Below are 26,143 nucleotides of genomic sequence, written 5' to 3' on the forward strand. Positions count from 1 at the left end.
GCGCGCATAGCGGATTCCCGCTCCACCCGTGTTGCTCTGCACCATAGGTGGAGCTAGCCAAAGGGATCCCGGACCCGCCGGCGGACCACCCGGTGTGCCCTCGGCCGCCGAACCGCCGAACTTCAACCGCGCATCGCCGCCGGCTCGCCCAGCGCCACGGTGCGCACCCGCAAAGCGCAATCCGCGCCTGCGCACCCGCAGCGAGAGATGATGCCCTCCATCGACACCTACCGCGCCCAGTGGTTCGGCAACGTACGCCGCGACCTGCTCTCCGGCCTGGTCGTCGCCCTGGCTCTCATCCCCGAGGCGATCGCCTTCTCCATCATCGCCGGCGTCGACCCCAAGGTCGGCCTCTACGCCTCGTTCTCGATCGCCGTCATCACCGCGATCACCGGCGGGCGCCCCGGCATGATCTCCGCCGCCACGGCGGCCACCGCGGTCCTCATGGTGACCCTCGTCGCCGACCATGGGCTGCAATACCTCTTCGCCGCCACCGTGCTCGCCGGCGTCCTGCAGATCGTCGCCGGGCTCTTGAAGCTCGGTCAGGTGATGCGCTTCGTCTCGCGCTCGGTGCTGACCGGCTTCGTCAACGCGCTGGCGATCCTGATCTTCATGGCGCAGATCCCGGAGCTGGTGGGTGTGCCGTGGCTCACTTATCCGATGGTCGCCGCCGCGCTCGCGATCATCTACCTCTTCCCGCATCTGACCACGGTGATCCCGTCGCCGCTGGTCGCCATCGTCGTGCTGACCGCGATCACCATCGCCTTCGGCCTCGACGTGCGGACGGTGGGCGACATGGGCGAGCTGCCGTCCACGCTCCCCGTCTTCCTGATCCCGCAGATCCCGTTCACGCTGGAGACGCTCTTCATCATCCTGCCCTACTCGGCCGCGATCGCCGCCGTGGGCCTGCTGGAGAGCCTGATGACCGCCACCATCGTCGACGAACTGACCGACACGCCGTCCGACAAGAACCAGGAGTGCGTCGGCCAGGGCATCGCCAATTTCGCGACCGGGTTCATCGGCGGCATGGCCGGGTGCGCGATGATCGGCCAGTCGATGATCAACGTGAAGTCCGGCGGACGGGGGCGGCTGTCGACCTTCTGCGCCGGCGTCTTCCTGCTCTTCCTCATCGTCGTCACCGGCGACCTCGTCAGCCGGATCCCGATGGCGGCCCTCGTCGCGGTGATGATCATGGTGTCGATCGGCACCTTCTCGTGGTCGTCGATCAAGACGCTGCGCACGCATCCGCGCTCGTCCTCGATCGTCATGGTGTCGACCGTGCTGGTGGTGGTCCTGACCCACAACCTCGCCATCGGCGTGCTGGTGGGCGTGCTCCTGTCGGCGCTCTTCTTCGCCTGGAAGATCGCGCAGATCTTCCGGGTGACGTCCGCGCTGTCGGCGGACGGGGCCACGCGCACCTACACCATCGAGGGGCAGCTCTTCTTCGCCTCGGCCGAGGAGTTCTCCGCCGCGTTCGACTTCCGCGAGGCGCGCGACACGGTCGTCATCGACGTTTCGCGGGCCCACATCTGGGACATCTCCTCCGTCCAGGCGCTCGACATGGTGGTGCTGAAGTTCCGACGCGAAGGGACGACCGTGGAGATCGTCGGCCTCAACAAGGCGTCGGAGACGATCGTCGACCGTCTCGCCGTGCACGACAAGCCGGGCGCGCTGGAGGAGATGCTGGGCCACTGAGCCCGGCGCCCGCGCGTCGGGCTGAATTCATCGCCCACGCTTGCGGTCGCGGCCCGAAGGGTCGAACGCTCGTGAGCCACGAAGAACAGAACACTCGGGAGGACTCATGCGCATCATGGCGCTGATCGACGGATCGATCTACACGGCGAGCGTGTGCGACCACGCCGCGTGGGTCGCCGGGCGGACCGACGCGACGCTGGAGCTGATGCACGTCATCGGCCGGCGCGAGACGTCGAGCGCGCCCACCAACCTCTCCGGCAGCCTGTCGCTCGGTGCACGGTCGACGCTGCTGGCGGAGCTGGCGACGCTGGACGAGCAGCGCGGCCGGCTGGCGCAGGAGCGTGGCCGCGCGATCCTGGACGCGGCGACCGAGCACCTGCGGGCCAACGGCGTCACCGCCAGCCACCGGATGCGCATCGGCGACCTGATCGGCGAAGTCGGCGCGGTGGAGGACGAGTTCGACATTCTCGTCATCGGCAAGCGGGGTGAGGCGGCGGACTTCGCCTCGATGCACCTCGGATCCAACCTCGAGCGCGTCATGCGCTCCAGCGCCAAGCCGGTGCTGGTCGCCTCGCGCGCCTTCCGGCCGATCCACAAGGTGGTCGTCGCGTTCGACGGCGGCGCCAGCAGCACCCGCGCGGTCGAGGCCGTGGCGCGCGAGCGGCTGTTCCAGGGGCTCGCGATCCGCCTGATCACGGTGGGCGACGACAAGCCGGCGCTGCGCGAGAAGCTGGCGTGGGCGAAGACGACGCTGGAGCGCTCCAACGTCTCCGTGCGGGCCGACATCGTCCAGGGCGAGCCGGAGACGGTGCTGTCGGCGGCGGTGGACGATGGCGCGGCGGACCTCCTGGTGATGGGCAGCCACGGCCACTCGCGGGTGCGGCACCTGCTGATCGGCTCGTCCACCACGGCACTGCTGCGCTCCTGCCTGGTGCCGGTCATGGTGTACCGCTGAGCGGGCGCCTCAGAAGGCGCTGATCGCGGCGATCAGCCCGGAGCGGTCGCTCCCCGGCCCCAGCACGATGACCTTGGTGCCGACGGAGGTGCGATTGTAGAGGTCGACCACGTCCTCGTTCAGCATCCGGATGCAGCCGGACGACACCGCGTAGCCGATGGTCTCGTCCTGATGCGTGCCGTGGATACGGTAGAGCGTCGAGCCGAGGTAGAGCGCGCGGGCGCCGAGCGGGTTCTGGGGGCCGCCGGGCATGTACTCCGGCAGGTCCGGCTGGCGGTCGATCATCTCGGCGGGCGGGCGCCAGTCCGGCCACTCGCGCTTGTTGGAGACCCGCTCCACCCCCGCCCAGGTGAACCCCTCGCGCCCGACGCCGATGCCGTAGCGGATCGCGGTGCCGTCGCCGTTTACGCGGTAGAGGTAGCGCGACGCGGTGTCGATGACGATGGTCCCCGCCGCCTCGCCGGACGAGAAGCGGACATGCGCGCGGGCGAACTGCATGCGGTGCCGCTCGCGCATCTCCTCGCGCGAGGCCTGGTAGGTCACCCAGCTCTGCGTGCCGGGGTCGAAGAACTTGTATTGCGGGCGCTGCGGCTTCACCTCCTTGGCGAAGGAGGGGCGGTACTTGATCGTCTCCCCGGTGTTCGGATTGACGAGTTCCACCATATTGCCGAACGCAGGCACCGCGGTCGCCGCCAGCATGGCGAGCGCGAGCCCCAATCGCCGAGGACCAATCATCATGGCGCGTCTCCCGTTGGTTGACGAACCGTGACCAAAAATAGTTAGCGGCGCGTTAACCATCCGGAGCCGATCGATGCCGAACCCCGACCCTCTGCCCCATCGCCGCTATGGCAAAGGGGGAACGCCGCTCGTTCTGATCCACGGCTTCGGCGCCGACCGGCTGACGTGGTCGAGCCTTGCCAAGGCCCTGGCCGCCGACCGCGAGGTGATCGCGCTCGATCTCCCCGGCCACGGTGCGGCGGTCGACTGGGAGGGGACGCCGGACGCGGGGGTGTGCGCCAAGGCGGTGCTGGCGAGCCTCGACACGCTGGGCATCGAGCGGGCGGTGCTGGTGGGGCACTCGCTGGGCGGGGCGGTCGCCTCGCTGGTCGCCCTGCGCGCGCCGCAGCGGGTGGAACGGCTGATCCTGCTGGCGCCGGGCGGCTTCGGGCGGGAGATGAACGCCGCGCTCCTGCGCCGCTACGCCGCCATCACCCGCGAGGACGAGGCGCGCGCGGTGCTCGCGGAGTTCTTCGGCACCGCCTCGCAGATGCCGGCCGCCTTGCCGCGGCAGACGGCCGAGCAGCGTGCCAAGCCGGGTGTCGCCGAGAAGCTCGGCGCGATCGTCGAGGCCATCGCGCGCGGCGACGGGCAGGGGACGTTGCCGCTCGCCGAGCTGATGGCGGGCGGCGTACCGGTGACGCTGGTGTGGGGGCACGAGGACCGGGTGCTCCCGGTCGCGCAGGCGATCGACGCGCCGCCGGAAATCGCCCGCCACCTCGTCCGCGGTGTCGGCCACATGCCGCACCTGGAGGTGCCAGAGCTGGTGCTGCGCGTCATCGGCGACGCGCTGGGCCCGCCGGAAACGGCCGCCTGAGGCATCGTGTCCGACCCGCATGTCGGCGCCTGATCCGGCCCCGCGGCCGCTGGACGGCAGGGAACGGTCCTCCACGCTCACCATTCATGAAGATGCGGCCCATGCCGCCGCGTGCGGCAGAGACGCCTTCAGGATGGGGACATGGACAAAGCAGAGACCGACGAGATCCACCGCGACCATGCCACCGCCAAGCCGGACCGGCACGACCACGAGACCGCCGAGCGCAGCGACGATCACGACCCTGCGATAGACAGCCTCTCCACGGGCGAGGAGCGCGATGCGATCAAGCGCGCCGGCCCGCGGCCCCAGGTCGTCTACGCCTCGATCAGCGCGCGTGGGCTGGAGGAGCTGAACCGGCCGGCGATCTCGCTGTTCGGCTCGGGTGTGGCGGCCGGCCTCGTCCTCATGATGTCGGTCATCTCCGAGGCGCTCATCATGCTGGCGCTGCCCGAGATGGAGGGCGCGACGTTGATCGGCGACATCGGCTACACCTTCGGCTTCCTGATCGTGATCCTCGGCCGCCTCCAGCTCTTCACCGAGAACACCATTACCCCCGTGTTGCCGCTGCTGGCCAACCCGAAGCGGCGCGCCTTCTACCGCACCGGGCGGCTCTGGCTGACGGTCTTCGCCGCCAACCTCGTCGGCGTGGCGCTGGCGGCGGTGCTGCTCGCCTGGGGCGACATCGTCACCGACGTGCAATACGGCGCCATTCTCGAGGTCGCCGGCAAGGTCGCCGAGCACACGCCGTTCGAGACGCTGCGCTACGGCATCATCGCGGGCTTCCTGATAGCGGCGATCGTGTGGTGCTTGCCGACGGCGGGGGGCGGGCAGTTCTTCCTCGTCTTCACGATGACCTACATCATCGCGCTGGGCGACTTCACGCACGTCATCGCCGGCGCGGGCGAGGGGATTCTGCTGTTCCTGGAGGGGCAGGCCAGCCTTGGCTGGGTGGTGTTCGGGCTGATCGTCCCGGCATTCGTGGGCAACGTACTGGGCGGAACGGTGCTGTTCGCGACACTCGCCTACGTGCAGGTGATGGAGGAAATCTCGCAGACCAAGCGCCGCCGCGAGGGACCGGCGGTGGAGCTGGCGCCCCGGCCGCGCGGCCCCGCCTGAGAGGCGGGTTCGGTCCGGATATGAGCCCAGACCGAGGCTCAGGCGGCGGGGGAGATGTCCTGCGGGGCCTCGGCCTCGCCGGAGATGCCGAGCGGGATCGATACGTCGACCCTCGTGCCCGTGCCGTTCGGTGCGATCGCCAGATCCGCCTGCAGCCCCGTCACCAGCGAGCGCACGATCTTGCCGCCGAGGTTGCCGCGATCGGGCCACCCCGAGGCCGGGTCGATGCCGATCCCGTCGTCGCTCACGGTCAGGCGGATGACGTCTTCCTCGACGTGCAGATGCACCTCGATCAACCCTTCGGCGCGGCCCTCGAAGGCGTGCTGGTAGGCGTTGGTGAGAAGCTCCGACACGAGGAGGCCGACGCGCGCTGCGGTGTCCACCGGAGCCTTGATCGGCCCGAGGTCGAGGTTGAGCTGGAGGCTCTCGCGCCCGTCGAGGTAGGCGATGGCCGAGGCGATCCGCGACACGTAGGCGCCCAGCGCGATGGTGCCGTTCTCGTCCTTGTGAGAGCCGCCGGTCATCTCGTGATAGAGGAGTTGCAGCGTCTCGATGCGGCGGGCGAGGGCGGCGTAGTTCTCGAGCGACGTCGGATTCTGCGAGCGGGCCTGCATGCGGATCATGCCGACCACCATCGAGAGGTGGTTCTTCACCCGGTGGTGGATCTCGCGCAGCGCCTCGTCGACGCCGCCCGTCACCTGGTCGCTGTCGTCGCCCAGTGCCCGCTGGAGGCCGACGAAATATTGCAGCTCCCCGTCGGTATCATGCAGTGGGGTGATGTAGAGGCGGTTGCGGAAGGGCGTGCCGTCCGCCTTGTAGTTCATCAGCTCGACGCCGAACTCGGCCCGCTTGGCGAGCCCGTCGCGGATCTGCTGCACGGCGGCCGGGTCGGTATCCTCGCCCTGGAGGAAGCGACAGTTGCGACCGATCGACACCTCCGCGGAATACCCTGTCAGCCGCGCGAACGCCGCGTTCACGAAGACGATCGGGTTGTCCTCGATGTGCGGGTTCGTGATGACAATGGCGAATGGGACCCGCTCCAATGCAAGCTTGTGCATCGCGAACCCGTCCGACATCCGGCGATCCTTTCTTTCCATCGACCCATAGCTCCACCGACACGCACCGAATCGCGCAGCAGTGTGACGGACCGGAGGCCCGCAGCGCGACATAAGAACCGTGCATCATGCAGTCAATCGATCGCACACAGGCCGCAACGGGTTCCGAAATCTGATACGAAATATCGAATTCCTCATCATTTAACCAAATGAAAGGATCGCGGAATGAGTCGCATCCGTCGCCTCGACAGGCTGGCCCGCGGGGCTCCTCTGCGCGTTCTGGCCGGCGCCGCGGCCGTCGTTCTGACGCTGGCGCCCGCGGGCGCGCAGGACGCGATGGACGGGCAGCGCTTCGTCCCCGTGCGCGCCGAGACGCACATGGTGGTGAGCCAGGAGCGGCAGGCGAGCGAGGTCGGCCGCGAGATCATGCGCCGAGGTGGCAACGCGGTGGACGCGGCGGTCGCCACGGCCTTCGCGCTGGCGGTGACGCTGCCGCGGGCCGGCAATATCGGCGGCGGCGGCTTCATGATCGTCCACATGGCCGCCTCCGGCGAGACGGTGGCGATCGACTCGCGCGAGACCGCCCCGGCCGCCGCGACCCCTGACATGTTCCTCGACGCGCGAGGGGAGGCGGACCCGGAGCTGTCGCGCCGGTCCGGACTCGCCGTCGGCGTCCCGGGCACGGTCGCGGGGCTGGCGCTGGCGCATGAGCGTTACGGCTCCGGTGCACTGACCTTCGCCGAGCTGGTCGCCCCGGCGGTGACGCTGGCGCGCGAGGGCTTCGAGGTCGGCTCCGACACCGCCGCCGCGCTCGCCCACCCGTCGACCACCGAGCGCCTCCTCGCCGATCCGCAGATGGCGGCGGCCTATTATCCGGGCGGCGCCGCCCCCTCCGGCGGCGACAGGTTGACGCTTCCCGCCCTCGCCGACACCCTCGAGGCGATCGCCGACGGCGGGCCCGAGGCGTTCTATGGCGGCGAGATCGCCCAGGGCATCGTCGACGCCGTGGGCGCACGGGGCGGGCGGATGACGCTGGAGGACCTCGCCGGCTACGAGGCCAAGGTGCGCGAGCCGGTGCGCGGCACCTTCAAGGACTACGAGGTGCTGTCGATGCCGCCGCCGAGTTCGGGAGGGGTTCACCTCGTCCAGATGCTCAACACCCTGGAGCGGCAGCCTTTCGGCACCTACGGGCTCAACAGCGCCGACATGATCCACGTGATGGCCGAGGCCGCGAAGTACGCCTATGCCGATCGCGCGGTCTATCTCGGCGATCCGGACTTCGTCGACGTCCCGGTGGCGGCGCTCACGTCGAAAGAGTACGCGCGGCAGATCGAGGCGAAGATCGACCTCGATGTCGCGACGCCGTCCGAACAGATCGCTGCCGATCCGGGCGCGCTCCCGCGCGAGAGCAACGAGACGACGCATTTCTCGGTGATCGACGAGGACGGCAATGCCGTCTCCATGACGACGACGTTGAACTTCTCCTTCGGCGTCGGCTTCGGCACGCGCGGCGGGTTCCTGCTCAACAACGAGCTGGACGACTTCTCCGCCAAGCCGGGGGTGCCGAACGCCTACGGCCTCGTCGGCGGTGAGGCGAACGCGGTGGGGCCGGTGAAACGCCCGCTGTCGTCCATGACGCCCACAATCCTGCTGAAGGACGGCGACGTTTCTCTCGTGACGGGATCGCCGGGGGGGAGTCGCATCATCACCACGGTGCTCCAGGTGATCCTCAACGCGACGGTCCACGAGCGCAACATCGCCACTGCCACCAACGCGCCGCGTGTGCACCACCAGTGGCTGCCGGACTACATCCGCATCGAGGAGGGGATCAACCACGACACGATCCGCCTGCTGGAGGAGAAGGGCCACGACGTGCGCATCATGTCGGCGATGGGGTCGGCGCAGTCGATCCAAGTGGGGCCGGAGGGCGCGCTCTACGGTGCCAGCGACCCGCGCCGGCCGGGCGGCGCCGCGGTCGGCGACTGAGCGCCTTAGCGACGGAGCGCCTGAGCGCAGGCGGAGTACGGGCGGCCGCGGGCAAATGGCAGGCGAGGCGGGTTGATTTTCCCGCGCCGCGCCCGCATCCGTCAGGTGGCGAGCGGTGGGCCGGGCACAACGTCCGATCCATCCTTATATGCGAACGGATCGGCCAGACGACTGGCGGTGACGAGGCCAGCACGGAGACCGGCGATGCGACGCGAGAGACCTGCGGGATGATCGATTTGGCGGCCCTGCGTCAGATCGCGCGTGGGGGGCCCCGCGCGCGCAAGGCGCGTCGGCGGGCCCGGGCGGAGCGCTGGCGGCGCCCGCTGGAGACGCCGCGCGACCGCCGCGAGGCATGGCAGAGCCTGCTCTTCTCCGACCATGGCTTCCTGCGGCTCGTCTATCGCAACCGCCACAGGGTGACGGCGCTGCTGTGGCGCTCGGCCCAGCCGAGCCCGTCGGACGTCGCCTCGGCCGCGCGCGCCGGCGTCCGCACGGTGGTCTCGCTGCGGGCCGACGGGTTCGGCGGCGACCCGCTGGAGCGGGAGGCGTGCGTGCGCAACGGGATCGGCTTCGCGCGGGTCGTGCTGCAGTCGCGCATGGCCCCCCCCAAGGCCGTGCTGCGGCAGGCGATGGAGGTCTTCCCGACGCTGCAGACCCCGGTGCTGCTGCACTGCAAGTCCGGCGCGGACCGGGCCGGGCTCGGCTCGGCGCTGTGGCTGATCATCGTGGAGGGGGCGACGGCGGCCGAGGCACAGCGCCAGCTCTCGCTGCGGTTCGGCCATATCAAGCACGCGCGCACCGGCGTCCTGGACGCATTTCTCGAAGCCTGGGCGCAGACCGGGGAGGCCGCCGGCCTCACCTTCGCCGAATGGGTGGACACGGTCTACGACCCCGACGCGCTGCCCAAGCGGGTGAAGACGAACCGCCTCGCGGACGCGCTGCTGGCGGTGATGGCGCGCGAGTAGGCGGCGGCGCAGGCCGGAAACGACGGCGGCAGCCGCCCGCGGTGCGGACGGCTGCTCCGGCTCGGTGTGACGGATGTTTAGCGGCAGACTTTGCGCTCGCGGTAGACGTAGCCCTGACGGCGAGGGCTCCACACGCGCACGGCCTCGACGTAGCAGCGGCGCGGCTGAGCGGCGATGGCCGAGCCGATGGCGAGCGCGCCCAGGCCGATGGCGATCCCCGCGGCGGTGCCCGCGGCACGGCGGCGATGGCGGTGACGATGGCCGACCTCGGCGATCCCGTCCGCGCTGACCTGGACGGTCTGGGCCGGGGCGCCCAGCGGCGCGGCCTGTGCGGGAGCGGCGAGCGCGGCAAACCCGATCGCGACGGCGGTGAAGGCGGTGATAATGGTCTTCATGATATGTCTCCGAAATGTGTGAGGCGGAGGATCCCTCCGACACGATGGAGATCGGGCCGAGCCGCCGATTCCCGAGTGACGGACATCACGAGACGGGCCGTTGGCGCGCGCTGCCGGAGCCGGACTGCACAATAGCGCCCGCGACCGCGCGTCCTTTTGACTGCACGGCGGTTCGGCCGCACACTCACGCGATGATCAGGACAGCACACGTACTTCTGGCAGTTGCGTTGGCGGTGTGCGCATGTGCGCCGGCCCGCGCTCAAGATCAGCCGTTCGGGCGTTCCGCGCCCCCGCTCCCCGGCCTCGGCGCCGACGGATCGGATTCCGCGGGCGCCTCGAGCCAAAAGGGCGACCGGGCCGACCGCCCCGCCCCCCGCACGTCGACCGCCGACGAGCGGCGCCACAGGCGCCTCGACCGCATGTTCGACGAGCTGGCCATGGCGACCACGAAGGACCGGGCCGACCGGATCGCCGGGCACATCATGCGCCGCCTGACGCGCTCCGGGAGCGACACGGTGGACCTTCTGATGAACCGCTCCGCCGTCGCCATTCAGCGCAAAGACTATGGCCTCGCACTGGACCTGCTGGACGCGGTGGTCCGCCTCAAGCCCGACTTCGCCGAGGGTTGGAACCGCCGCGCAACGGTGAATTTCCTCGCCGGCAACTACGGCCGTTCCATCGCCGACATCGAGCAGACGCTCAAGCGCGAGCCGCGGCACTGGGGCGCGCTGGTGGGTCTCTCGGTGATCCTGGTGTCGATGGAGCAGAAGGAGAAGGCGGTGGAGGTGATGACCCGCGCGCTCGAGATCCACCCGTTCCTGGAGGATACGCGCGACCGCCGCGACCGCTTCAAGCTCGAAGTCGACGGCATCGAGACCTGACGCGGGACAGGCGCGGCCGGCCGAAGGCGCCGGAGCGACGCGCAAAGCACGAAACGCCGGCCGCATACGGGATGCGGCCGGCGTTTCGTCGTTCTGAAAGAAGGCGGCCCGCGGCGCGGCGGGCCGGGCGGGTCAGCCCTGGCGCGCCTTGTAGCGCGGGGCCTTCTTGTTGATGATGTAGACACGGCCTTTGCGGCGGACCAGCTTGTTGTTGCGGTCCCGCTGCATCAGAGCCTTCAGCGAGTTCTTGATCTTCATGTCACGCTCCGGACTGAACCACGGCGCGGACACCCGCGCGGATCCCTCGCGGCAGCCGACAATCGACCCACCGCCCAATAAAATACGGCGCGGGATGGCCCGCGCCGAGACTGTGTCTATTAGGGATCGACCGGGGTCGCTGTCAAGCGCCGGAGCCCATCTCAGGCACCGGCGCTCGACAAAATCCACTCACGCCGACATCGCCAGCTTGACCGCCTCGCCGTTGTCGTCCTTCAGCGGCAGCTCGACGTCGACCTCCAGCAGCGAGACGTCGTCGCCCCGGTCCATCGAGACGCGCACCTTGTCGCGGTCGATCGTCATGTGCTTGGCGATCACCTGCAGGATCTCCTCGCGCAGCGTGACGAGGATGTCGGACGTGGAGGTCGCCGAGCGCTCGTGCGCCAGGATGATCTGAAGACGCTCGCGCGCCACCGGCGCGGACGTCTTCTTGCGTCGAAACATCTCGAGTATGCTCATGCAGCCTTCCTCGCGAAGAATTTGCCGAACAGGCCGCGCTTGTCGGTCGGGATCTCGATCTCGACCTCTTCGCCCATGAGGCGACGCGCGGCGTCGGTATAGGCGCGGGCCGGGTTGGACGCCGGGGCGCCGAGCGTGACCGGCATGCCGAGGTTGGAGGCCTTCAGCACCTCCTGGCTCTCCGGCACCACCGCCAGCAGCGGGATGGAGAGGATCTCGAGCACGTCGTCGACCTTCAGCATCTCGCCGCGCTCGGCCCGGACCGGGTCGTACCGGGTCAGCAGCAGGTACTTCTCGACGCGCTCGTCGTTCTCGGCCTTCATCGTCTTGGAGTCGAGGAGGCCGATGATGCGGTCCGAGTCGCGCACCGAGGAGACCTCGGGATTGGTGGCGACGATGGCGACGTCGGCGTGGCGCATCGCCAGCGTCGCGCCGCGCTCGATGCCTGCGGGCGAGTCGCACAGGATATAGTCGAACCGCTCGCGCATCTCGGCGATCACCGCCGCGACGCCTTCCTCGGTCAGCGCGTCCTTGTCGCGCGTCTGCGAGGCGGGCAGCAGGAACAGCGTATCGACGCGCTTGTCGCGGATCAGCGCCTGGTTCAGCTTGGCGTCACCGTTGATGACGTTGATGAGGTCGAACACCACCCGGCGCTCCGCCCCCATCACGAGGTCGAGGTTACGCAGGCCGACGTCGAAGTCGACGATGGCGACGTTTTTGCCGGCTTTGGCGAGTGCGGCACCGAGGGCCGCGGTCGACGTGGTCTTGCCGACGCCCCCCTTGCCCGACGTGACGACGAGGACCTTCGACATGGTGCTATCCCTTTCCATCAGAACGCGGACATCTTGAGCGACTCACCGTCCAGCCACGCCTGGACGGCCCGACCGACACACTTGGTGTCCAGATCGTCCGCGGTTTTGTAGAGACCATTGATCGCGACCAACTCGGCATTGAGCTGGGTCGTGAAGATGCGGGCGGTGCGATTGCCGGCGGATCCTGCGATCGCTCGGCCGCGCAGGGCGCCGTAGATGTGGATCGATCCGGAGGCGACCACCTCCGAGCCCGAGGCCACGGACCCGATCACCACCACGTCGCCGGTGAGGTGGACCACCGACTGGCCCGAACGCACCGGGTGATCGATGATGAGCGTGTCGGCGTCCGGGGCGTCGATCGCTTTCTCGACCGCCGCGAGGGCAGCCTCGGTGACGGCGGACACCGCGGTGGCGGCCGCGCCTTGCGCCGGGGGCGCGGCCTCGGCATCGGCGGGGGCGGCCCCGTCGTCGGTGCCCCGCGTCTCGGGAGCCGGCGTCTCGGGATCCGGCGCCTCGGTGGAGGCGTCGCCGCCCTGGACCGCGGCGACCGCGTTCTCGGCGAGCTTGGCGATATCGCTCGCCTGGATCGTGTCGGCGAGCTGCGAGAGGGCGGCGATCTCCTTGCCGCCGCTCAGGATCGGCGGCAGCCCACGGGCATCGGCGCCCAACTCGCCGGGCGTGCGCCCGTCGAGTCCCATGATGGTCACGTTGCGCCGCTTCAGCTCGGTGACCATGTGGACGAGCTCGGGCCGGCTCGCCGGCATCTGCGAGATGTCGACCACGACCGGGCGTCCGGCGAAGAACCCGGGGGAGCGCTTGGCGAACGTATCGAAGTCCGCCAACCATTCTTCGATAGGGGGGACCGGTGTCAGCACGAACGCCATGAAGGAGCGCCCGGTGAACCGAATCGATCGTTGTGGAGGTGTTGTTTGTTGCACGAACGTAAACCCGGTTCCGCTTGACGAACAATCAATCTGAACGCGGTGAATGTTGGGTTAACGCGTGATTCGGAGCGAGGCATGTCCCCGGTTTCGTCGCTTGCGTCCACAGATGATATGGGCCGGCGGTCGGCGGGGATCGCGGTCGGCGCCGCGTCAATGCTTCGCGGCGACGCGATGCGGCATGCGCGGTGACGCCGCAGCCGCTGCGGGCTAATGCGGCGGGCGACGGCTCGACGTGGCCATGCGCGCGTGATCGCCCGCATGCGCTGCATGCGGCGAGGTCGCGAACGATGCTCGGATGGTCGGTGCGGTGGGAGGCCGGTGCGGCGGGAGGCCGGTTAGAAGCACATCCTCACGCCGTCGGGCGTGACGACGGTGCCGGTGCGGGGATTGAACGAGGCCCAGCGGGCGGCGCAATAGGCCTCCCATTCCGGCGTCCACGGCGTGATGGTGCGGCCGTAGCTGGACATGGGGACGAGGAAGTTCACGGTCGGCGTGGTCGGGTCGGTGAAGTACCAGCGGCCTTTGCGGGGCGGACGCTCGGTTGTGACGGACCAGGGCTCGTCGGCCCCGTAATAGCGGGGCTGGCCGTTGTAGTAGCCGTTATAGTGATTGAGGTCGGCTGCCGACGCGCCGGACACTGCCACGACGAAGCTGGTTCCCATGGCAAAGAGCAAAGACAGCGCGCGCATAGATCCCCCAGTCATCGAGATTCACCGTGACCGAGTTGGCCTGGAAGATCAACGTTCACGTTGACGAGCCCCGACCGCGGCCCGATAACGTGACCCCCGAGCCACACGCGGGCCGGCTTAGCTCAGTTGGTAGAGCACCTGATTTGTAATCAGGGGGTCGGGGGTTCGAGTCCCTCAGCCGGCACCAATACCCGTAGCTTGCGGCCGTCGAAGCGTGACCGCTGGTTTCCCTGGCAGCACACTGTCAGTGCGCCGCCAGAAGCCGTGTCAGCGAACAGCGTTGGCGAGCCGGGTCAGATCGAGCGTTGGTTCACCCGGTTCGACAGTGCTTCCGCGCTCTCGACCCGCTCCGAATAGCGGTCGGTAAGGGTGGCCGAGCGGCCGCGGGTCAGGACGGTGAACTTCATCAGCTCCTCCATCACGTCGACGATCCGGTTGTAGTAGGGTGAGGCTCGCATCCGGCCCGCCTCGTCGAACTCGTTGAACGCCTTGGCGACGGAGGACTGGTTCGGGATCGTCACCATGCGCATCCAGCGGCCGAGGATGCGCATCTGGTTGACGGCGTTGAAGCTCTGGGAGCCGCCGCAGACCTGCATCACCGCGAGCGTCTTGCCCTGGGTGGGCCGAATCCCGCCCAGGGACAGCGGCAGCCAGTCGATCTGCGCCTTCATCAGTCCGGTCATCGCCCCGTGCCGTTCCGGCGAGGACCAGACCATTCCTTCCGACCACATGGCGAGCTCGCGCAGCTCCCGGACCTTCGGGTGGTCAGGCTCGTCGGCGTCGGGAAGCGGCAGCCCACGAGGGTCGAACGTGCGCGTCTCGGCCCCGAACCAGCGGAGCAGCCGCCCCGCCTCCTCGGCGGCGAAGCGCGAGAAGGAGCGCTCCCGCAGCGAGCCGTAGAGGAGGAGGATGCGGGGCGGATGGGCCGGCGCCCCGTCGCCCGCGAGCGCGGCGATGTCGATCGGCTGCAGCGCGTCCGGGTCGATGTTCGGCAGATCCTCGATCGGCACGGCGTGGTCCGTCATGCGCCGGCCGGGAAGTGGTGGCGCGTGCGATTGGCGAAGGCGACGAGCGAGAGCATCACCGGCACCTCGACGAGGACACCGACGACCGTCGCGAGGGCCGCACCCGAGGAGAGGCCGAACAGGCTGATCGCGACCGCGACCGCGAGCTCGAAGAAGTTCGAGGTGCCGATCAGGGCGCAGGGAGCGGCGACGTTGAACGGTACCCGCCAGGCCCAGGCCGCGGCATAGGCGATGGCGAAGATGCCGTAGGACTGGATGAGGAGGGGTATGGCGATCAGCGCGATCAGCACGGGCTCATCAAGGATCACCTGACCCTGAAAGCCGAAGAGGAGCACCACGGTGGCGAGGAGGCCGATCACCGAGAAAGGCTTCACGGCGGCCGTGAAGCGCGTAACGGCAGCCTCCGGGTCACGGCTTCCCCGCGCCAGCCAGCGCCGTGTCAGCGCGCCGGCCGCGAGCGGGATCAGGATGTAGAGGCCGACCGAGAGGAGCAGCGTTTCCCATGGCACCGAAAGGTCGGTGACGCCCAGCAGCAGCGCCACGATCGGCGCAAAGGCGAAGATCATGATGATGTCGTTCACCGACACCTGGACCAGCGTGTAGGTGGCATCGCCGCGGGTGAGCTGCGACCAGACGAACACCATCGCCGTGCACGGCGCCGCGCCGAGCAGGATGAGGCCGGCGATATATTGCTGCGCGTCGGCCGGTGCGATCCAGTCCGCGAACAGCACCTCGAAGAAGAGGACGGCGAGGCCGGCCATGGTGAAGGGCTTGATCAGCCAGTTGACGACGATCGTCAGCACGAGCCCCTTCGGCCGGTCGCCGATGTGGGAGAGGCTGGCGAAGTCGACGGCCACCATCATCGGGTAGACCATCGCCCAGATCAGCACCGCGACGACGAGGTTGACCGACGCGACCTCGAATCCGGCGAGGATCTGGAACAGGCCGGGCAATGTATTGCCGAGGATCAGCCCGGCGGCGATCGCCAACGCGACCCAGATGGAGAGCCATTTCTCGAAGATGCCGATGCCGCCGGGCGCCTCGCCGAGCGCCTGGGCCGTCGTCTCGGAGGCGCTCATCGGGCAGCCTCCGCCGGCGTGATGCGATGCCCCTCGGCATCGACGACCGGCTCCCCGTCTTCCTTCGTGAAGGCCCCGCGTTGCGGGCTCTGCAGAATGTCGAGCACCGTCTCTGATGGCCGGCAGAGGCGCGTGCCGACCTCCGTCTCCACGATCGGCCGGTTGATCAGGATCGGATGCTCGAGCATCAGGTCGATCAGTGCTTCGTCGGAGAACTTGGGGTCGTCGAGCCCGAGCGCATCGTACGGCGTTCCCTTGCGGCGAAGGAGATCGCGCACGGGAATGCCCATTGCGCCGATCAGCGCCACCAGCCGCTCCCGGCTCGGCGGCGTCTTGAGATACTCGATGATCTGCGGCTCCTCGCCGCTGTTGCGGATCAGCGCGAGCACGTTGCGGGACGTCCCGCAGGCGGGGTTGTGATAGATCGTGATGGTCATGTCGTCTCTCTGCGGGCGGGGATCCCGGTGAGATCGCACGCCGTCATGTCGCCCCCGCAACAGTTGCGGGTGAGGAAGCCGATGAGGTCGTTCATGGTGGCGAAGCTGGCGCTGTAAATCAGCGAGCGACTTTCGCGCCGCACGGCGACGAGGCGTGCGTTCTTCAATTCCTTGAGGTGGAAGGACAGCGTCGCCGAGGGAAGACCGAGGGCCTCGCCGATAGAGCCGACGGCTCGTCCCTCCGCGCCGGCCTCGACGAGCAGGCGGAAGATCGCGAGCCGTGTCTCCTGAGCGAGGGCGGACAGTGCCGCGAGGGCGTCTTTATTCTCCATATCTCGATAAAGATGGAGATATGGAGAATGTCAATACGATCCTCGACAGGGCGGCTCAGTCGGTCGGGGGGCTCATGGGCTCGTTGTCGATCGCGTCGAGGCGCTGCCGCTCGCCGAGTTCGGCGTCGATTGCACGGGGGGATGACCCGAGGACACCGCGTACGTCGAAGCGTTCGACGCCCGGCTCAGGGCGAAGTGCTTGAACGCGAATTGGTTCCTCAGTCTGGCCGGCGTGGCCGAAAAGCTGGGACGGCCGCACGGCGCGATCGGGAACAAGGTCCCGGCCGCGCTCGTGAAAGCGGCACCCGAACCGAGCCCGGTGTGCCGATGAGAGCCGGAAAAGGCTACTCACCGGCGGGGTACGTCGGGGAGCGCCGATCCAGCGCCAACTTCCCGATGGAAAGAGGCTCTCGGGTGCAGGCCTCTCAGCGGACCAGAATGGTCGACACGGCCGGGACCGCGTTGATGATGATCAGGCCGATGATCCGCGTGAAGTAGAAGGGCAGGACCCCGCGGATCACTTCCTGCACCGGAAGCTTGGTGATCCGGCTCATCACGAAGAGGTTGAGTCCGATCGGCGGCGTCAGCGTGGCGATCTCGATCAACGCGGTCATGATGACGGCGAAGTGAATGAGATCGATGCCGACGGTGTGGGCGATCGGGAAGAGGATCGGTGCCAAGAGGACGATCATCGAGACGCCATCGAGGAACATGCCGACGACGAGAAGCATGAGGTTCACCGCCAGCAGGAACATCCAGGGCGAGACGTTGGCCGCCGCGATCAGCGTCGACAACTCGTTGGCGAGACCGAGACGCGTGAGCAGCGCCGTCAGAAGCCCGGCGCCGATGATGACGGCGTAGATCATCACTGTCTGCATCACGGACTCTTGCGCCACACTCCAGACGGCGCGGGGCGTCGCCGTGCGGTAGACGAAGAGCACCAGGACGACGGCGTAGGCGGCGGCGAGACCGGACACTTCGGTCGGAGTGAAGGCGCCGGCGTAGATCGACCCGATGATGAGGACCGGCATCAGGAGTGCGCCCGACGCCCGAGGCAGGCGTTTGGCGAATCCCTTCCAGTCGGGCCGGTCGGCGACGAAGCCGAAGCCGTTGGCGCGGCTGATCCAGATCGTGGTGATGGCGAGCATGACCGCCTCCATCAGCCCGGGAAGCAGTCCGGCGATGAAGAGATCGGTGATCGGCAGGCCGGTGGTGGCGCCGATCAGGATGAAGGTCAGCGAGGGCGGGATCATCAGGCCGAGCGTGCCGCATACGGCGACGAGCGCGGCGGCGAAGCGCGGCGAATAGCCCTCGTTCGGCATCAGCTTCACCGCGGCCGGGCCGAGCGCGACGGCGCAGGCCACGCTGGAGCCGTTGACCGCGGCGAAGAAGACCGAGGCGGTGGCGAGCGCGAGGGCGATGCCGCCGCGGAACCAGCGCACGAGGGTGCCGATGAGTTCGAGCAGCTCCACCGCGATGTTGCCGCGCGACATGACATTGCCGGCGAAGATGAAGAACGGGATCGCGACGAGCGCGTAGGAGTCGATCGAGCTCCATGCGGTCTGCGCCAAGATGACCGGCGGAATGTTCAGCGACAGGAACGAGAGGGCGACGGCGACGGCGCCGAGCGCGATCGAGACATGGACGCCGAGCGCCAACAGGGCGAGCAGCGCGACAATGGAGACAGCAACGGTCATCGGGCCTCGCCGGGCGTGTTGTCGTGCAGGAGCTGGTCGTCCGCACTGGCCTCGAAGGGGTCCTCTCCGGCGATCAGCCTGAAGGCGGCCCAGACGAAATAGAGACCGTAGAGAACGGCGCCGAGCGGCAGTGCGAGGCGGACGATCCAGAGCGGGAGATCGAGGTTGGAATCGGTGCGCATGCCGATGCGGTGGAGATGCTCGATGGAGATCACCGACGCATAAAACAGCGCACCGCAGAAGATCAGCCCGACGATCACCGCGACGAAGCCGCAAACCTTGCGTCCGACGGGGCCGAAGAGGTTCACGACGACATCCATGCGGATGAAATGGCCGCGCCGGTTGGCGACGCCGATGGCGAGGAGAACGCTCCAGATGACGCAGAAGCGCACCAGCTCCTCGGCCCACCAATGGCTGGTGGAAAAGCCGTAGCGCGACACGGCCTCATAGACCATGACGACCATCGCGACCGCCATGAAGAAGGTTGCGACGGTCAGGAACATCGCCTCTCCGAACCGTGCGGCCCGGGCAAACAAGGACGATTCGCTCATCGGTGCGCGTCGTGATCGGGTGTCGCGGTCGCGGTCATGTCCTGGCCTCCCCGAGGGGTTCGGTCTGTGCCGGCTCGTCCGCTTTGCGGGAGACGTTGGTGAGGGTCATCTCGTGGCGGAAGGTCGCGGCGGGGTGGTGATTGACGGTGACCTCCATCAGCCCGTCCCGCTCCGTCTCGTAGCGGCGGGTGACAGTGAGGATGGGCGATCCGGGGGCGACGCCGAGGCGGGAGGCGACATCGGCGTCGGCGAGCGTCGCCTCGACGATCTGATGGACCTGGTGGAGCGTCGTCGCATAGCGGTCCTCCACGATGCGGTAGACGGCGGTCGGCACGGTGCCGATGGTGTCGACGACGCCCTCGAACCGAGTGGGCAGGTAGCACAGCGTGTAGCACACGGGCGGCGCGTCGATGCTTTCTCGGCGCAGCAGCGCCACCCGCGCCCAGAGCGTATCGGCCTTGCAACCGACGCGGGCGGCCTCGGCCGCGCCGATGAGGATGCGCTCCTTGGTCAGCACCTCGAGGAAGGTGCTGCTGGCGTATTGCATCAATTCGGCGAGCGAGCTGATCGTGTTGCTGAAGTGCGCTGCCGGTGCGGTGGCGATGACGCGCGAGCCGGCGCCCTGGCGCCGCTCGATCAGGCCGTCGGTCTGGAGCTGGCGCAGCGCCTCGCGCACGGTGTGCCGACTGGCGCCGAACCGTTCGCTGAGGGCGTGTTCGGTCGGCAGGTTCGAGCCGAGCGGGCACCGGCCGGCGAGGATTTCGTCCTTCAGGGTGGCGGAGATCGTCTGATACCGCGGCTTCGCCGGGGTTTCTGTCGGAGCGACGGTGGTTTCCATGGGGGAAGATGAGCTCCATCGCGGTCTGGACCCCGACCGGAACCGGCGGCGGACATGGCACTTTATTTGTATGAACAAATTTTGCTGAGAAGCGCGGCGCTGTCAAGCGACGAAGGCATGCCTCCCTGCCTCTCGGTGCTTCGTTATCGGTCCTGAAGAGGAAATGTTGCGCAATTTCTGCGAGATTCTGCATTGTTTGGTGCACTTTTGCGCGCGATGTCGCATCGCTGCGGGCCTTGGTTGGGCCGGCGCATCATTCGGGGCCAGTGCCTCCACGCAAAATTTATACGGACAAATCGGTTGACAGCGCGCGAACTTGAGGGGAATTTCTCCGTACAAATATAAAACGGGAGGAAATAGAATGCTTCGAGGACCTTCGCTCGCCCTCATGCTGCTGTCGTCCGTCGCGCTCGCCGCAGGCCCCGCCGCGGCCGCCGATGTCGAGATGGTGCTGACCAACCAGATCGCCCCCAACCACTGGGCCTCCAAGCTCATGGACGAGTATGCCGCGACGATTGAAGAGAAGTCCGGCGGCCGGATCGACGTCCAGGTCTACAATTCCGGCGCTCTCTTCAAGGACAAGGAGGCGCTCGCCTCCATCGGCACCGGCGCGGTCCAGATGGTCTGGCCGGTCAGCGTCCAGCTCGAGAGCATCGCCCCGGAATACGGCGTCGTCAGCCTGCCCTTCACCATCACCGACGAGCTGATGAGCAAGGAAGGCGCCGCGCCGGAGCTGGCGGACACCTTGTCCGCCATGGTGTCCGGTCGCGGTATGCAGGTCATGGGTCTGATGCGCGCCGGCGACCTGGTCTTCCTGTTCCCCGACAAGTTCATCGAGAGCCACGAGGATTTGGCCGGCGCCAAGATCCGCGTCACCGGCGGCAAGGTGCTGCAGGAGCTGATGAACATGTATGGCGCGAGCCCCGTGACGATGCCCGCCACCGAAATGGCCACCGGGCTGATGCAGGGCGCCATCGACGGTATCTTCACCTCCTATGGCGGCTGGGAGATGGTCGGCGTGTCCGGCGCGCAGAAGGCTAGCCTGGTGCCGGGTCTCTCGCTCGTGACCTACACCGTTGTCGTCGACAAGGCGTGGCTCGAGGGCCTGCCGGACGACCTGCGCCAGATCGTCGAGGACACCACCGACGAGATGCTCGCCTCTCAGTGGCAGCGCGGCATCGAGGGCGACCGGTCGACTCGCGAGAAGATGATCGCCGAAGGCGGAAGCCTCCACATCGTCGAGGACGGGCCGGCCATGGACGCGTTCCGCACGCTCGCCGAGGAGGCCAAGCAGTCCTTCATCGACGCGTACCCGGAAGTTTACGAGAGCGCCAAGGCGTTCCAGGCGAAATACGGGGACTGACCCCGGCTTCCGCTCCTCCCCGGCGCCGTTTTCGGCGCCTACCTCGGCGCCGCGGTCGTCCCGCGGCGTCCGTTTCTCCGACGACACCTCGGCGAGCCCCCGCGTCCCCGGCCGGCGGCCCCTGAAAGAGGCACCGTGACTCACCAGACTTTCGCCTGCCGCAGCCTGCTGTTCGTGCCGGGATCGCGCCCGGATCGCATCCCCAAGGCGCTCGCCACCCAGGCCGATCTCGTCGCCATCGACCTCGAGGACGCGGTGCTGGCGGACCAGAAGGAGACGGCGCGGCAGGCGGTCTGCGAGGTCTTGGCGGACGAGGCGGCCGACCGGCGCCGCATCGCCGTGCGCATCAACGGCACGACCACCCTCGCCGGGCTCACCGATCTCGTCGCCCTCGCCGGGCGCGCACCGCGGACCGTCCTCGTCCCCAAGGTGGAAAGCGCGCGCGATGTCGAGATCGTCGCCGCCGCGCTCGGCGGCGACGTGGCGATCGTGCCGCTCATCGAAACCGTACGCGGGATCCGCGCGGCGCACTCCATCGCCGCCTGTCCCGGCACCGCGGCGATCATGTTCGGCGGAGCGGACTTCGCCGCGGAAATCGGCGTGACCCTCGCGTTCGAGCCGCTGCTGGCCGCCCGCCAGTCCCTGGTGATGGCCGCCGCCCACGCACAGAAGCCGGTGATCGACGTGCCGCACGTGCAGCTCAAGGACCTCGACGGGCTCGCCGCCGAGGCCACGCGGGTCGCAGCGCTGGGCTTCTCCGGCAAGGCTGCGATCCACCCGACCCAGGTGGCGCCGATCAATACCGCCTTCACCCCGACCGCCGCCGAGGTGGAGCGCGCCCGCGCCGTGGTCGAGACCTTCCGCACCTCCGGCGTCGCCCAACTGGATGGCGAATTCGTCGAAGGTCCCATCGTCCGCCGATACGAGCGCATTCTGACGCTCGTCGATCACTCTCTCTGAGGATCCAACATGCGCCAAGCCGTCAAAGAAATCGGCCCCCAGCGGTACCGCGAGACCTTCGGTCGCTACTACGATGACTTCAAGATCGGAGACGTCTACGAGCACCGTCCGGGCCGCACGATCACCGAGACCGACAACACGTGGTTCACGCTGCTGTCGATGAACACGCATCCGATGCACTTCGACAAGGAGTACGCCAAGCACTCCGAATTCGGACAGATCATCGTGGCGAGCCCCTTCACGGTCGCGGTAATCGTCGGCATGAGTGTCACCGACGTCTCGCAGAAGGCCAAGGCGAACCTCGGCTGGAAGGAGATCCGGATGCCGGCGCCGGTGTTCGTCGGCGATACGATCTATGCGTGGTCCGAGGTTCTCGACAAACGCGAATCGAAGTCCCGCCCCGGCGACGGGATCGTGACGATCAAGTCGGTCGGCACCAAGCAGGACGGAACGGTCGTGTGCGAATTCGAACGCGTGATGCTGATCCCGAAGGCGGGTGCCGATTTCGACGACGCCGCGAATTATTGAGGTCGACCGATGAACATTGCACTTTCCCCCGCCGAGGCGACGCTGTCCGACGACGACGAAGCCCAACTCCTCGACGCCATCGACAAATGGGTCGAGGGCGAGCTGAAGCCCGTCGCGATGAAATACGATCACGCCGACGAGTATCCGCACGACATCGTCGAGCAGATGAAGGACTTCGGTCTCTTCGGCGCGACGATCCCGCAGGAGTATGGCGGCCTCGGCCTGCCGGCCACCACCTACGCCAAGATCGTCATGCGCATGGCGGCGACGTGGATGTCGCCCACCGGCATTTTCAACTCGCACCTGATGATGGCCGCCGCCGTGCAGCGCTTCGGCACCGAGGCGCAGAAGGTCGAATGGCTGCCGAAGTTCGCGAGCGGAGAGATCCGCGGCGGCCTCGCCCTCACCGAGCCCGACTGCGGCACCGACCTCCAGGCCGTGCGCACGGTGGCCCGGCGCGATGGCGACCACTACGTCATCAACGGCACGAAGACCTGGATCAGCAACGGCATCGAAGGCTCCTGCGTCGCGCTCCTCGTCAAGACGGACCCGGCCGCCGAGCCGCGCCACAAGGGCATGAGCCTCTTCCTGACGCCGAAGGGGCCGGGCTTCCGCGTCGGCCGCAAGCTGGAAAAGCTCGGCTACAAGTCGATCGATTCCGCCGAGCTGGTCTATGAGGACTACCGCGTCCCGGCCGATCATCTCGTCGGCGGCGAAGAGGGCAGGGGCTTCGCCCAGGTCGCGGGCGGGCTGGAGCTGGGCCGCATCAACGTCGCCGCGCGCGGGGCCGGCCTCGCCGAGGGCGCCCTGCAGCGGGCGAGCGACTATGCGCAGATCCGCAAGACCTTCGGCAAGGAGATCATTCACCACCAGTTGATCGCCGCGAAGATCGGCGAGATGGCGACCCGCGCCAGAGCGGCCCGGCTTCTGGTGCTGGACGCCGCCGCCACCTACGACCGCGGCGAGCGGTGCGACATGGAGGCCGGCATGGCGAAGTTCTTCGCCTCCGAGGCCGGACTCGAGAACGCCACCGAGGCGATGCGCATCCACGGCGGTTACGGCTACTCCAAGGAATACGACATAGAGCGCCTCTACCGCGACGCCCCGCTGATGTGCATCGGCGAAGGCACCAACGAGATGCAGCGCCTCATCATCGGCAAGCAGTACGCCAAGCGAGCCCCCGTTCGATGAGGCCGCTCGAAGGGATCCGCATCCTCACGCTGGAGCAGTTCGGCGCCGGGCCTTACGGTTCCATGGCGCTGGCCGACCTCGGCGCCGAGGTCATCAAGGTGGAGAACGCGGCAACGGGGGGCGACGCCTCCCGCCACGTCGGCCCGCACATGCTGGGTGAGGGCGACAGCCAGTATTTCCAGACCTTCAACCTCAACAAGAAAAGCGTCGCGCTGGACCTCAAGACCGAGGCCGGGCGCGCCGCCTTCCGCACGCTCGCCGCGACCGCCGACGCCGTCGTCAACAACATGCGCGGCGACCAGCCCGAGAAACTCGGCATCGACTATGCGAGCCTCCGGGACGTGAAGCCCGACATCGTCTGTCTCCACATCTCCGCCTACGGCCGCGACAACGAGCGCAAGGGCTGGCCGGGCTACGACTACCTCATGCAGGCCGAGGCGGGCCTCATGAGCATGACCGGTGAGCCGGACGGACCGCCGACGCGCCTCGGTCTCTCGATGATCGACTTCATGACCGGGATCACCGGCGCGCTGGGTCTGGTCTCGGCGATCCTGAAGGCCAGGACCAGCGGCAAAGGCTGCGACGTCGACACCTGCCTCTTCGACGTCGCGCTGCACCAGATGTCCTACCCCGCCACCTGGTACATGAACGAAGGCGACGCGCCCCGGCGCCTGCCTCGCAGCGCGCACCCCTCGGGCGTACCGGTGCAGACCTTCCCAACGGCCGACGGCTGGATCTTCGTCATGTGCATGACGCAGAAATTCTGGCTGAACCTCGTCGCCGGGATGGACCGCATGGATCTGGCGGACAACCCGCTGTTCGTCGACATGGCGGCGCGGCGCACCAACCGCGAGGCGCTGGCCGACACCTTGGATGAGACCTTCCGCACCCGGACCACCGAGGAGTGGCTGGCCGTCCTCTCCGGTTCGCTGCCGGTGGCGCCGGTCTACGACGTACCGAGCGCCTTCGCGAACCCCTGGCTCGATACGGTGGGAATGCGCCAGACGATCCGGCATCCGGCGAAGAGCGACTTCTCGGTCCTGTCGAGCCCGATCAAGGTGAACGGCGTGCGCGCGACCGCCCATCCCGCCAGCGGCCTCGGCGCCGACACCGAGGCGGTGCTGAGAGAAGCCGGCGTCGACCCGGAGACGCTCGCCGCACTGACGCGCCCGGCGGCGGAGGAAGTGCGATGAAGCTCGAGGGACTGAAGGTCGTCGACCTCTCGGTGTTCCTGCCGGGGCCCTACATGACCCTGATGATGGCCGACCACGGGGCCGAAGTCGTCAAGGTGGAGCCGCCGGGCGGCGATCCGGGCCGCGAGATCGGCCCGGAGATCGGCGGAGAGACCGTGTTCTTCCGGGCCATGAACCGCGGCAAGAAGAGCATCGTCCTCGACCTGAAGAGCGAGAACGGCAAGAGGGCACTCGACGCGCTGGTCGCCGACGCGGACGTCTTCGTGGAGAGCTTCCGCCCCGGCGTCATGGACCGGCTCGGATTCGGGCCCGCGCGACTGCGGGCGATGAACCCGCGGCTGGTCTATTGCTCGATCAGCGCCTTCGGCCAGGACGGGCCGCTGCGCGATGCGCCGGCCCACGATCTGGCCGTCGAGGCCCGCTCCGGCGCGCTGACCTTGAACCGCGGCGCCGACGGAGCCCCGGCGATCCCCGGCGTCGCCGCCGCCGACATGCTGGCGAGCCTCCACGCCTTCGGCGCGGTGATGACGGCACTCTACCGCCGCGAGACCACCGGCAAAGGCGACCGGGTCGACATCGCGATGTTCGACGCGCTGCTCTCGGCCTACCCCAACCAGCTCGGCGCGGCGCTGGGGCTGAAGCGCGAGCCGGTCCACGCCGAGGAGCGCAGCCTCGGCGGCGCCGCGTTCTACAAGATCTACGAGACGGCCGACGCGCGCCACGTGGTCCTGGGCGGTCAGGAGCCGAAGTTCATCCGCAACCTCCTCACGGCGCTGGAGCGGCCGGACCTCGCCGCGCTCACCGAGGCGGGACCGGGCCGCCATCAACAGCCGCTGATGGACTTCCTCGCGCAGACCTTCCGCACCCGGACGCTCGCCGAGTGGGACGCCTGGTTCGAGGGCCGCGACGTCTGTTTCTCACCCGTCAAAGGGATCGGCGAGGCCCTCGGCGAACCGCAGGCTTTGGCGCGCGAGATGGTGCTGACGGACCTCGCCGGTGAGATCCACATCGGCACCGCCGGCCGCTTCGCCGACGAACCGGCGCGCCCCACCCTCACCGTTCCCGCCCTCGGCGAACACCAGACGATCTATGCCGACCGCATCCCGGCGGCGCTCAACGAGGACTGA

Annotated in this window: 28 protein-coding genes, 1 tRNA gene and 1 pseudogene; 15 read left to right on the forward strand and 15 right to left on the reverse strand. The window is 68.3% G+C overall.

The genetic code is table 11. The features are described 5' to 3' along the window. The first annotated feature begins 210 nt into the window (after positions 1-210). Positions 211-1,695, forward strand: a complete 1,485-nt coding sequence (locus MRB58_RS13790) for a SulP family inorganic anion transporter (protein WP_244781987.1) — start codon at positions 211-213, stop codon at positions 1,693-1,695. A 106-nt stretch (positions 1,696-1,801) separates the two neighbouring features. Next, positions 1,802-2,650, forward strand: coding sequence for a universal stress protein (locus tag MRB58_RS13795; protein WP_244777708.1), 849 nt, complete (start codon positions 1,802-1,804; stop codon positions 2,648-2,650). 9 nt (positions 2,651-2,659) lie between these two features. On the opposite strand, the gene MRB58_RS13800 is transcribed toward MRB58_RS13795, so the two are convergent. Further along, on the reverse strand, positions 2,660-3,388 hold the full coding sequence (locus tag MRB58_RS13800) for a L,D-transpeptidase (protein ID WP_244777709.1): 729 nt from the start codon (positions 3,386-3,388) through the stop codon (positions 2,660-2,662). Between the two features lie 73 nt (positions 3,389-3,461). Between MRB58_RS13800 and MRB58_RS13805 the strand changes: the two genes are divergently transcribed. Then, on the forward strand, positions 3,462-4,244 hold the full coding sequence (locus tag MRB58_RS13805) for an alpha/beta fold hydrolase (RefSeq protein ID WP_244777710.1): 783 nt from the start codon (positions 3,462-3,464) through the stop codon (positions 4,242-4,244). A gap of 141 nt (positions 4,245-4,385) precedes the next feature. Then, positions 4,386-5,360, forward strand: a complete 975-nt coding sequence (locus tag MRB58_RS13810; protein ID WP_244777711.1) for a formate/nitrite transporter family protein — start codon at positions 4,386-4,388, stop codon at positions 5,358-5,360. 38 nt (positions 5,361-5,398) lie between these two features. Here MRB58_RS13810 and MRB58_RS13815 read toward each other — a convergent pair whose 3' ends face one another. Continuing rightward, on the reverse strand, positions 5,399-6,457 hold the full coding sequence (locus tag MRB58_RS13815) for a PAS domain-containing protein (RefSeq protein WP_244777712.1): 1,059 nt from the start codon (positions 6,455-6,457) through the stop codon (positions 5,399-5,401). Between the two features lie 183 nt (positions 6,458-6,640). Between MRB58_RS13815 and ggt the strand changes: the two genes are divergently transcribed. Beyond that, the gene (gene ggt / locus MRB58_RS13820; RefSeq protein WP_244777713.1) at positions 6,641-8,401 is read left to right on the forward strand and encodes a gamma-glutamyltransferase; all 1,761 of its coding nucleotides are present in this window, start codon (positions 6,641-6,643) and stop codon (positions 8,399-8,401) included. Between the two features lie 227 nt (positions 8,402-8,628). Beyond that, positions 8,629-9,366 carry a tyrosine-protein phosphatase gene (locus MRB58_RS13825; RefSeq protein WP_244777714.1) on the forward strand — a complete coding sequence of 246 codons (738 nt, stop codon included), beginning with the start codon at positions 8,629-8,631 and terminating at the stop codon, positions 9,364-9,366. Between the two features lie 77 nt (positions 9,367-9,443). Here the strand turns inward: MRB58_RS13825 and MRB58_RS13830 are convergent, their stop codons facing one another. Beyond that, on the reverse strand, positions 9,444-9,761 hold the full coding sequence (locus MRB58_RS13830; protein WP_244777715.1) for a hypothetical protein: 318 nt from the start codon (positions 9,759-9,761) through the stop codon (positions 9,444-9,446). Between the two features lie 437 nt (positions 9,762-10,198). Between MRB58_RS13830 and MRB58_RS13835 the strand changes: the two genes are divergently transcribed. Continuing rightward, entirely contained in the window at positions 10,199-10,642 is a 444-nt protein-coding gene (locus MRB58_RS13835; RefSeq protein ID WP_244777716.1) for a tetratricopeptide repeat protein, read from the forward strand. A gap of 132 nt (positions 10,643-10,774) precedes the next feature. Here MRB58_RS13835 and ykgO read toward each other — a convergent pair whose 3' ends face one another. The 5 genes from ykgO to MRB58_RS13860 form a co-directional block, all read right to left on the reverse strand. Next, positions 10,775-10,900 carry a type B 50S ribosomal protein L36 gene (gene ykgO, locus MRB58_RS13840; RefSeq protein ID WP_075220285.1) on the reverse strand — a complete coding sequence of 42 codons (126 nt, stop codon included), beginning with the start codon at positions 10,898-10,900 and terminating at the stop codon, positions 10,775-10,777. A gap of 189 nt (positions 10,901-11,089) precedes the next feature. Then, positions 11,090-11,377 (reverse strand): cell division topological specificity factor MinE, encoded by a 288-nt coding sequence (minE, locus tag MRB58_RS13845; RefSeq protein WP_244777717.1) that lies wholly within the window; start codon positions 11,375-11,377, stop codon positions 11,090-11,092. Beyond that, positions 11,374-12,189: a septum site-determining protein MinD gene (gene minD, locus MRB58_RS13850; RefSeq protein WP_244777718.1), complete on the reverse strand. Its 816-nt coding sequence runs from the start codon at positions 12,187-12,189 to the stop codon at positions 11,374-11,376. The genes minE and minD overlap by 4 nt, the downstream gene beginning before the upstream one ends. A 17-nt stretch (positions 12,190-12,206) precedes the next feature. Continuing rightward, complete coding sequence (gene minC / locus MRB58_RS13855; RefSeq protein WP_244777719.1) at positions 12,207-13,031, reverse strand: septum site-determining protein MinC; 825 nt, start codon at positions 13,029-13,031, stop codon at positions 12,207-12,209. A 437-nt stretch (positions 13,032-13,468) separates the two neighbouring features. Continuing rightward, positions 13,469-13,795, reverse strand: a complete 327-nt coding sequence (locus tag MRB58_RS13860; protein ID WP_244777720.1) for a BA14K family protein — start codon at positions 13,793-13,795, stop codon at positions 13,469-13,471. Between the two features lie 138 nt (positions 13,796-13,933). Here MRB58_RS13860 and MRB58_RS13865 point away from each other — a divergent pair. Continuing rightward, a tRNA-Thr gene (locus tag MRB58_RS13865) sits at positions 13,934-14,009 on the forward strand. 106 nt (positions 14,010-14,115) lie between these two features. Here the strand turns inward: MRB58_RS13865 and arsH are convergent. The 4 genes from arsH to MRB58_RS13885 are packed head-to-tail and all read right to left on the reverse strand — an operon-like array spanning position 14,116 to position 16,695. Continuing rightward, entirely contained in the window at positions 14,116-14,847 is a 732-nt protein-coding gene (arsH, locus tag MRB58_RS13870; protein WP_244777721.1) for an arsenical resistance protein ArsH, read from the reverse strand. After that, a complete protein-coding gene (arsB, locus tag MRB58_RS13875; protein WP_244777722.1) occupies positions 14,844-15,926 on the reverse strand; it encodes an ACR3 family arsenite efflux transporter in 1,083 nt (360 codons plus the stop codon). Before arsB ends, arsH begins: the two co-directional genes overlap by 4 nt. Further along, a complete protein-coding gene (arsC, locus tag MRB58_RS13880) occupies positions 15,923-16,363 on the reverse strand; it encodes an arsenate reductase (glutaredoxin) (RefSeq protein ID WP_244777723.1) in 441 nt (146 codons plus the stop codon). Before arsC ends, arsB begins: the two co-directional genes overlap by 4 nt. Then, positions 16,360-16,695 carry a helix-turn-helix transcriptional regulator gene (locus MRB58_RS13885; RefSeq protein ID WP_244777724.1) on the reverse strand — a complete coding sequence of 112 codons (336 nt, stop codon included), beginning with the start codon at positions 16,693-16,695 and terminating at the stop codon, positions 16,360-16,362. Before MRB58_RS13885 ends, arsC begins: the two co-directional genes overlap by 4 nt. A gap of 145 nt (positions 16,696-16,840) precedes the next feature. Here MRB58_RS13885 and MRB58_RS13890 point away from each other — a divergent pair. Then, positions 16,841-17,026: pseudogene (locus tag MRB58_RS13890) on the forward strand (IS3 family transposase); the annotation flags it as partial. Between the two features lie 94 nt (positions 17,027-17,120). On the opposite strand, the gene MRB58_RS13895 reads toward MRB58_RS13890, so the two are convergent. The 3 genes from MRB58_RS13895 to MRB58_RS13905 form a co-directional block, all read right to left on the reverse strand. Next, positions 17,121-18,392 (reverse strand): TRAP transporter large permease, encoded by a 1,272-nt coding sequence (locus MRB58_RS13895; protein WP_244777725.1) that lies wholly within the window; start codon positions 18,390-18,392, stop codon positions 17,121-17,123. After that, positions 18,389-18,895 (reverse strand): TRAP transporter small permease, encoded by a 507-nt coding sequence (locus tag MRB58_RS13900; RefSeq protein WP_244777726.1) that lies wholly within the window; start codon positions 18,893-18,895, stop codon positions 18,389-18,391. The genes MRB58_RS13895 and MRB58_RS13900 overlap by 4 nt, the downstream gene beginning before the upstream one ends. Before the next feature lie 82 nt (positions 18,896-18,977). After that, the gene (locus MRB58_RS13905) at positions 18,978-19,781 is read right to left on the reverse strand and encodes a GntR family transcriptional regulator (RefSeq protein ID WP_244777727.1); all 804 of its coding nucleotides are present in this window, start codon (positions 19,779-19,781) and stop codon (positions 18,978-18,980) included. Positions 19,782-20,142: 361 nt separating this feature from the next. Here MRB58_RS13905 and dctP point away from each other — a divergent pair, with 361 nt between their 5' ends. The 6 genes from dctP (at position 20,143) to MRB58_RS13935 (ending at position 26,143) form a co-directional block, all read left to right on the forward strand. Further along, positions 20,143-21,144: a TRAP transporter substrate-binding protein DctP gene (dctP, locus tag MRB58_RS13910; protein ID WP_244777728.1), complete on the forward strand. Its 1,002-nt coding sequence runs from the start codon at positions 20,143-20,145 to the stop codon at positions 21,142-21,144. Between the two features lie 135 nt (positions 21,145-21,279). Continuing rightward, positions 21,280-22,104 carry a CoA ester lyase gene (locus MRB58_RS13915; protein WP_244777729.1) on the forward strand — a complete coding sequence of 275 codons (825 nt, stop codon included), beginning with the start codon at positions 21,280-21,282 and terminating at the stop codon, positions 22,102-22,104. Between the two features lie 9 nt (positions 22,105-22,113). Beyond that, on the forward strand, positions 22,114-22,632 hold the full coding sequence (locus MRB58_RS13920) for a MaoC family dehydratase (protein ID WP_244777730.1): 519 nt from the start codon (positions 22,114-22,116) through the stop codon (positions 22,630-22,632). A 9-nt stretch (positions 22,633-22,641) separates the two neighbouring features. Continuing rightward, positions 22,642-23,823 (forward strand): acyl-CoA dehydrogenase family protein, encoded by a 1,182-nt coding sequence (locus MRB58_RS13925; RefSeq protein ID WP_244777731.1) that lies wholly within the window; start codon positions 22,642-22,644, stop codon positions 23,821-23,823. Continuing rightward, the gene (locus MRB58_RS13930) at positions 23,820-25,016 is read left to right on the forward strand and encodes a CaiB/BaiF CoA-transferase family protein (protein WP_244777732.1); all 1,197 of its coding nucleotides are present in this window, start codon (positions 23,820-23,822) and stop codon (positions 25,014-25,016) included. The genes MRB58_RS13925 and MRB58_RS13930 overlap by 4 nt, the downstream gene beginning before the upstream one ends. Beyond that, complete coding sequence (locus MRB58_RS13935; RefSeq protein ID WP_244777733.1) at positions 25,013-26,143, forward strand: CaiB/BaiF CoA-transferase family protein; 1,131 nt, start codon at positions 25,013-25,015, stop codon at positions 26,141-26,143. Before MRB58_RS13930 ends, MRB58_RS13935 begins: the two co-directional genes overlap by 4 nt.

It is taken from the genome of Acuticoccus sp. I52.16.1 (assembly GCF_022865125.1).
Classification (GTDB): Bacteria; Pseudomonadota; Alphaproteobacteria; order Rhizobiales; family Amorphaceae; genus Acuticoccus.

Bases quoted from the DNA above. Each gene is read 5' to 3' on its own strand.
- MRB58_RS13790 (WP_244781987.1), top strand. From the start codon at position 211: ATGCCCTCCATCGACACCTACCGCGCCCAGTGGTTCGGCAACGTACGC.
- MRB58_RS13795 (WP_244777708.1), top strand. From the start codon at position 1,802: ATGCGCATCATGGCGCTGATCGACGGATCGATCTACACGGCGAGCGTG.
- MRB58_RS13800 (WP_244777709.1), bottom strand. From the start codon at position 3,388: ATGATGATTGGTCCTCGGCGATTGGGGCTCGCGCTCGCCATGCTGGCG.
- MRB58_RS13805 (WP_244777710.1), top strand. From the start codon at position 3,462: ATGCCGAACCCCGACCCTCTGCCCCATCGCCGCTATGGCAAAGGGGGA.
- MRB58_RS13810 (WP_244777711.1), top strand. From the start codon at position 4,386: ATGGACAAAGCAGAGACCGACGAGATCCACCGCGACCATGCCACCGCC.
- MRB58_RS13815 (WP_244777712.1), bottom strand. From the start codon at position 6,457: ATGGAAAGAAAGGATCGCCGGATGTCGGACGGGTTCGCGATGCACAAG.
- ggt (WP_244777713.1), top strand. From the start codon at position 6,641: ATGAGTCGCATCCGTCGCCTCGACAGGCTGGCCCGCGGGGCTCCTCTG.
- MRB58_RS13825 (WP_244777714.1), top strand. From the start codon at position 8,629: ATGATCGATTTGGCGGCCCTGCGTCAGATCGCGCGTGGGGGGCCCCGC.
- MRB58_RS13830 (WP_244777715.1), bottom strand. From the start codon at position 9,761: ATGAAGACCATTATCACCGCCTTCACCGCCGTCGCGATCGGGTTTGCC.
- MRB58_RS13835 (WP_244777716.1), top strand. From the start codon at position 10,199: ATGGCGACCACGAAGGACCGGGCCGACCGGATCGCCGGGCACATCATG.
- ykgO (WP_075220285.1), bottom strand. From the start codon at position 10,900: ATGAAGATCAAGAACTCGCTGAAGGCTCTGATGCAGCGGGACCGCAAC.
- minE (WP_244777717.1), bottom strand. From the start codon at position 11,377: ATGAGCATACTCGAGATGTTTCGACGCAAGAAGACGTCCGCGCCGGTG.
- minD (WP_244777718.1), bottom strand. From the start codon at position 12,189: ATGTCGAAGGTCCTCGTCGTCACGTCGGGCAAGGGGGGCGTCGGCAAG.
- MRB58_RS13860 (WP_244777720.1), bottom strand. From the start codon at position 13,795: ATGGGAACCAGCTTCGTCGTGGCAGTGTCCGGCGCGTCGGCAGCCGAC.
- arsH (WP_244777721.1), bottom strand. From the start codon at position 14,847: ATGACGGACCACGCCGTGCCGATCGAGGATCTGCCGAACATCGACCCG.
- arsB (WP_244777722.1), bottom strand. From the start codon at position 15,926: ATGAGCGCCTCCGAGACGACGGCCCAGGCGCTCGGCGAGGCGCCCGGC.
- arsC (WP_244777723.1), bottom strand. From the start codon at position 16,363: ATGACCATCACGATCTATCACAACCCCGCCTGCGGGACGTCCCGCAAC.
- MRB58_RS13885 (WP_244777724.1), bottom strand. From the start codon at position 16,695: ATGGAGAATAAAGACGCCCTCGCGGCACTGTCCGCCCTCGCTCAGGAG.
- MRB58_RS13895 (WP_244777725.1), bottom strand. From the start codon at position 18,392: ATGACCGTTGCTGTCTCCATTGTCGCGCTGCTCGCCCTGTTGGCGCTC.
- MRB58_RS13900 (WP_244777726.1), bottom strand. From the start codon at position 18,895: ATGTTCCTGACCGTCGCAACCTTCTTCATGGCGGTCGCGATGGTCGTC.
- MRB58_RS13905 (WP_244777727.1), bottom strand. From the start codon at position 19,781: ATGGAAACCACCGTCGCTCCGACAGAAACCCCGGCGAAGCCGCGGTAT.
- dctP (WP_244777728.1), top strand. From the start codon at position 20,143: ATGCTTCGAGGACCTTCGCTCGCCCTCATGCTGCTGTCGTCCGTCGCG.
- MRB58_RS13920 (WP_244777730.1), top strand. From the start codon at position 22,114: ATGCGCCAAGCCGTCAAAGAAATCGGCCCCCAGCGGTACCGCGAGACC.
- MRB58_RS13925 (WP_244777731.1), top strand. From the start codon at position 22,642: ATGAACATTGCACTTTCCCCCGCCGAGGCGACGCTGTCCGACGACGAC.
- MRB58_RS13930 (WP_244777732.1), top strand. From the start codon at position 23,820: ATGAGGCCGCTCGAAGGGATCCGCATCCTCACGCTGGAGCAGTTCGGC.
- MRB58_RS13935 (WP_244777733.1), top strand. From the start codon at position 25,013: ATGAAGCTCGAGGGACTGAAGGTCGTCGACCTCTCGGTGTTCCTGCCG.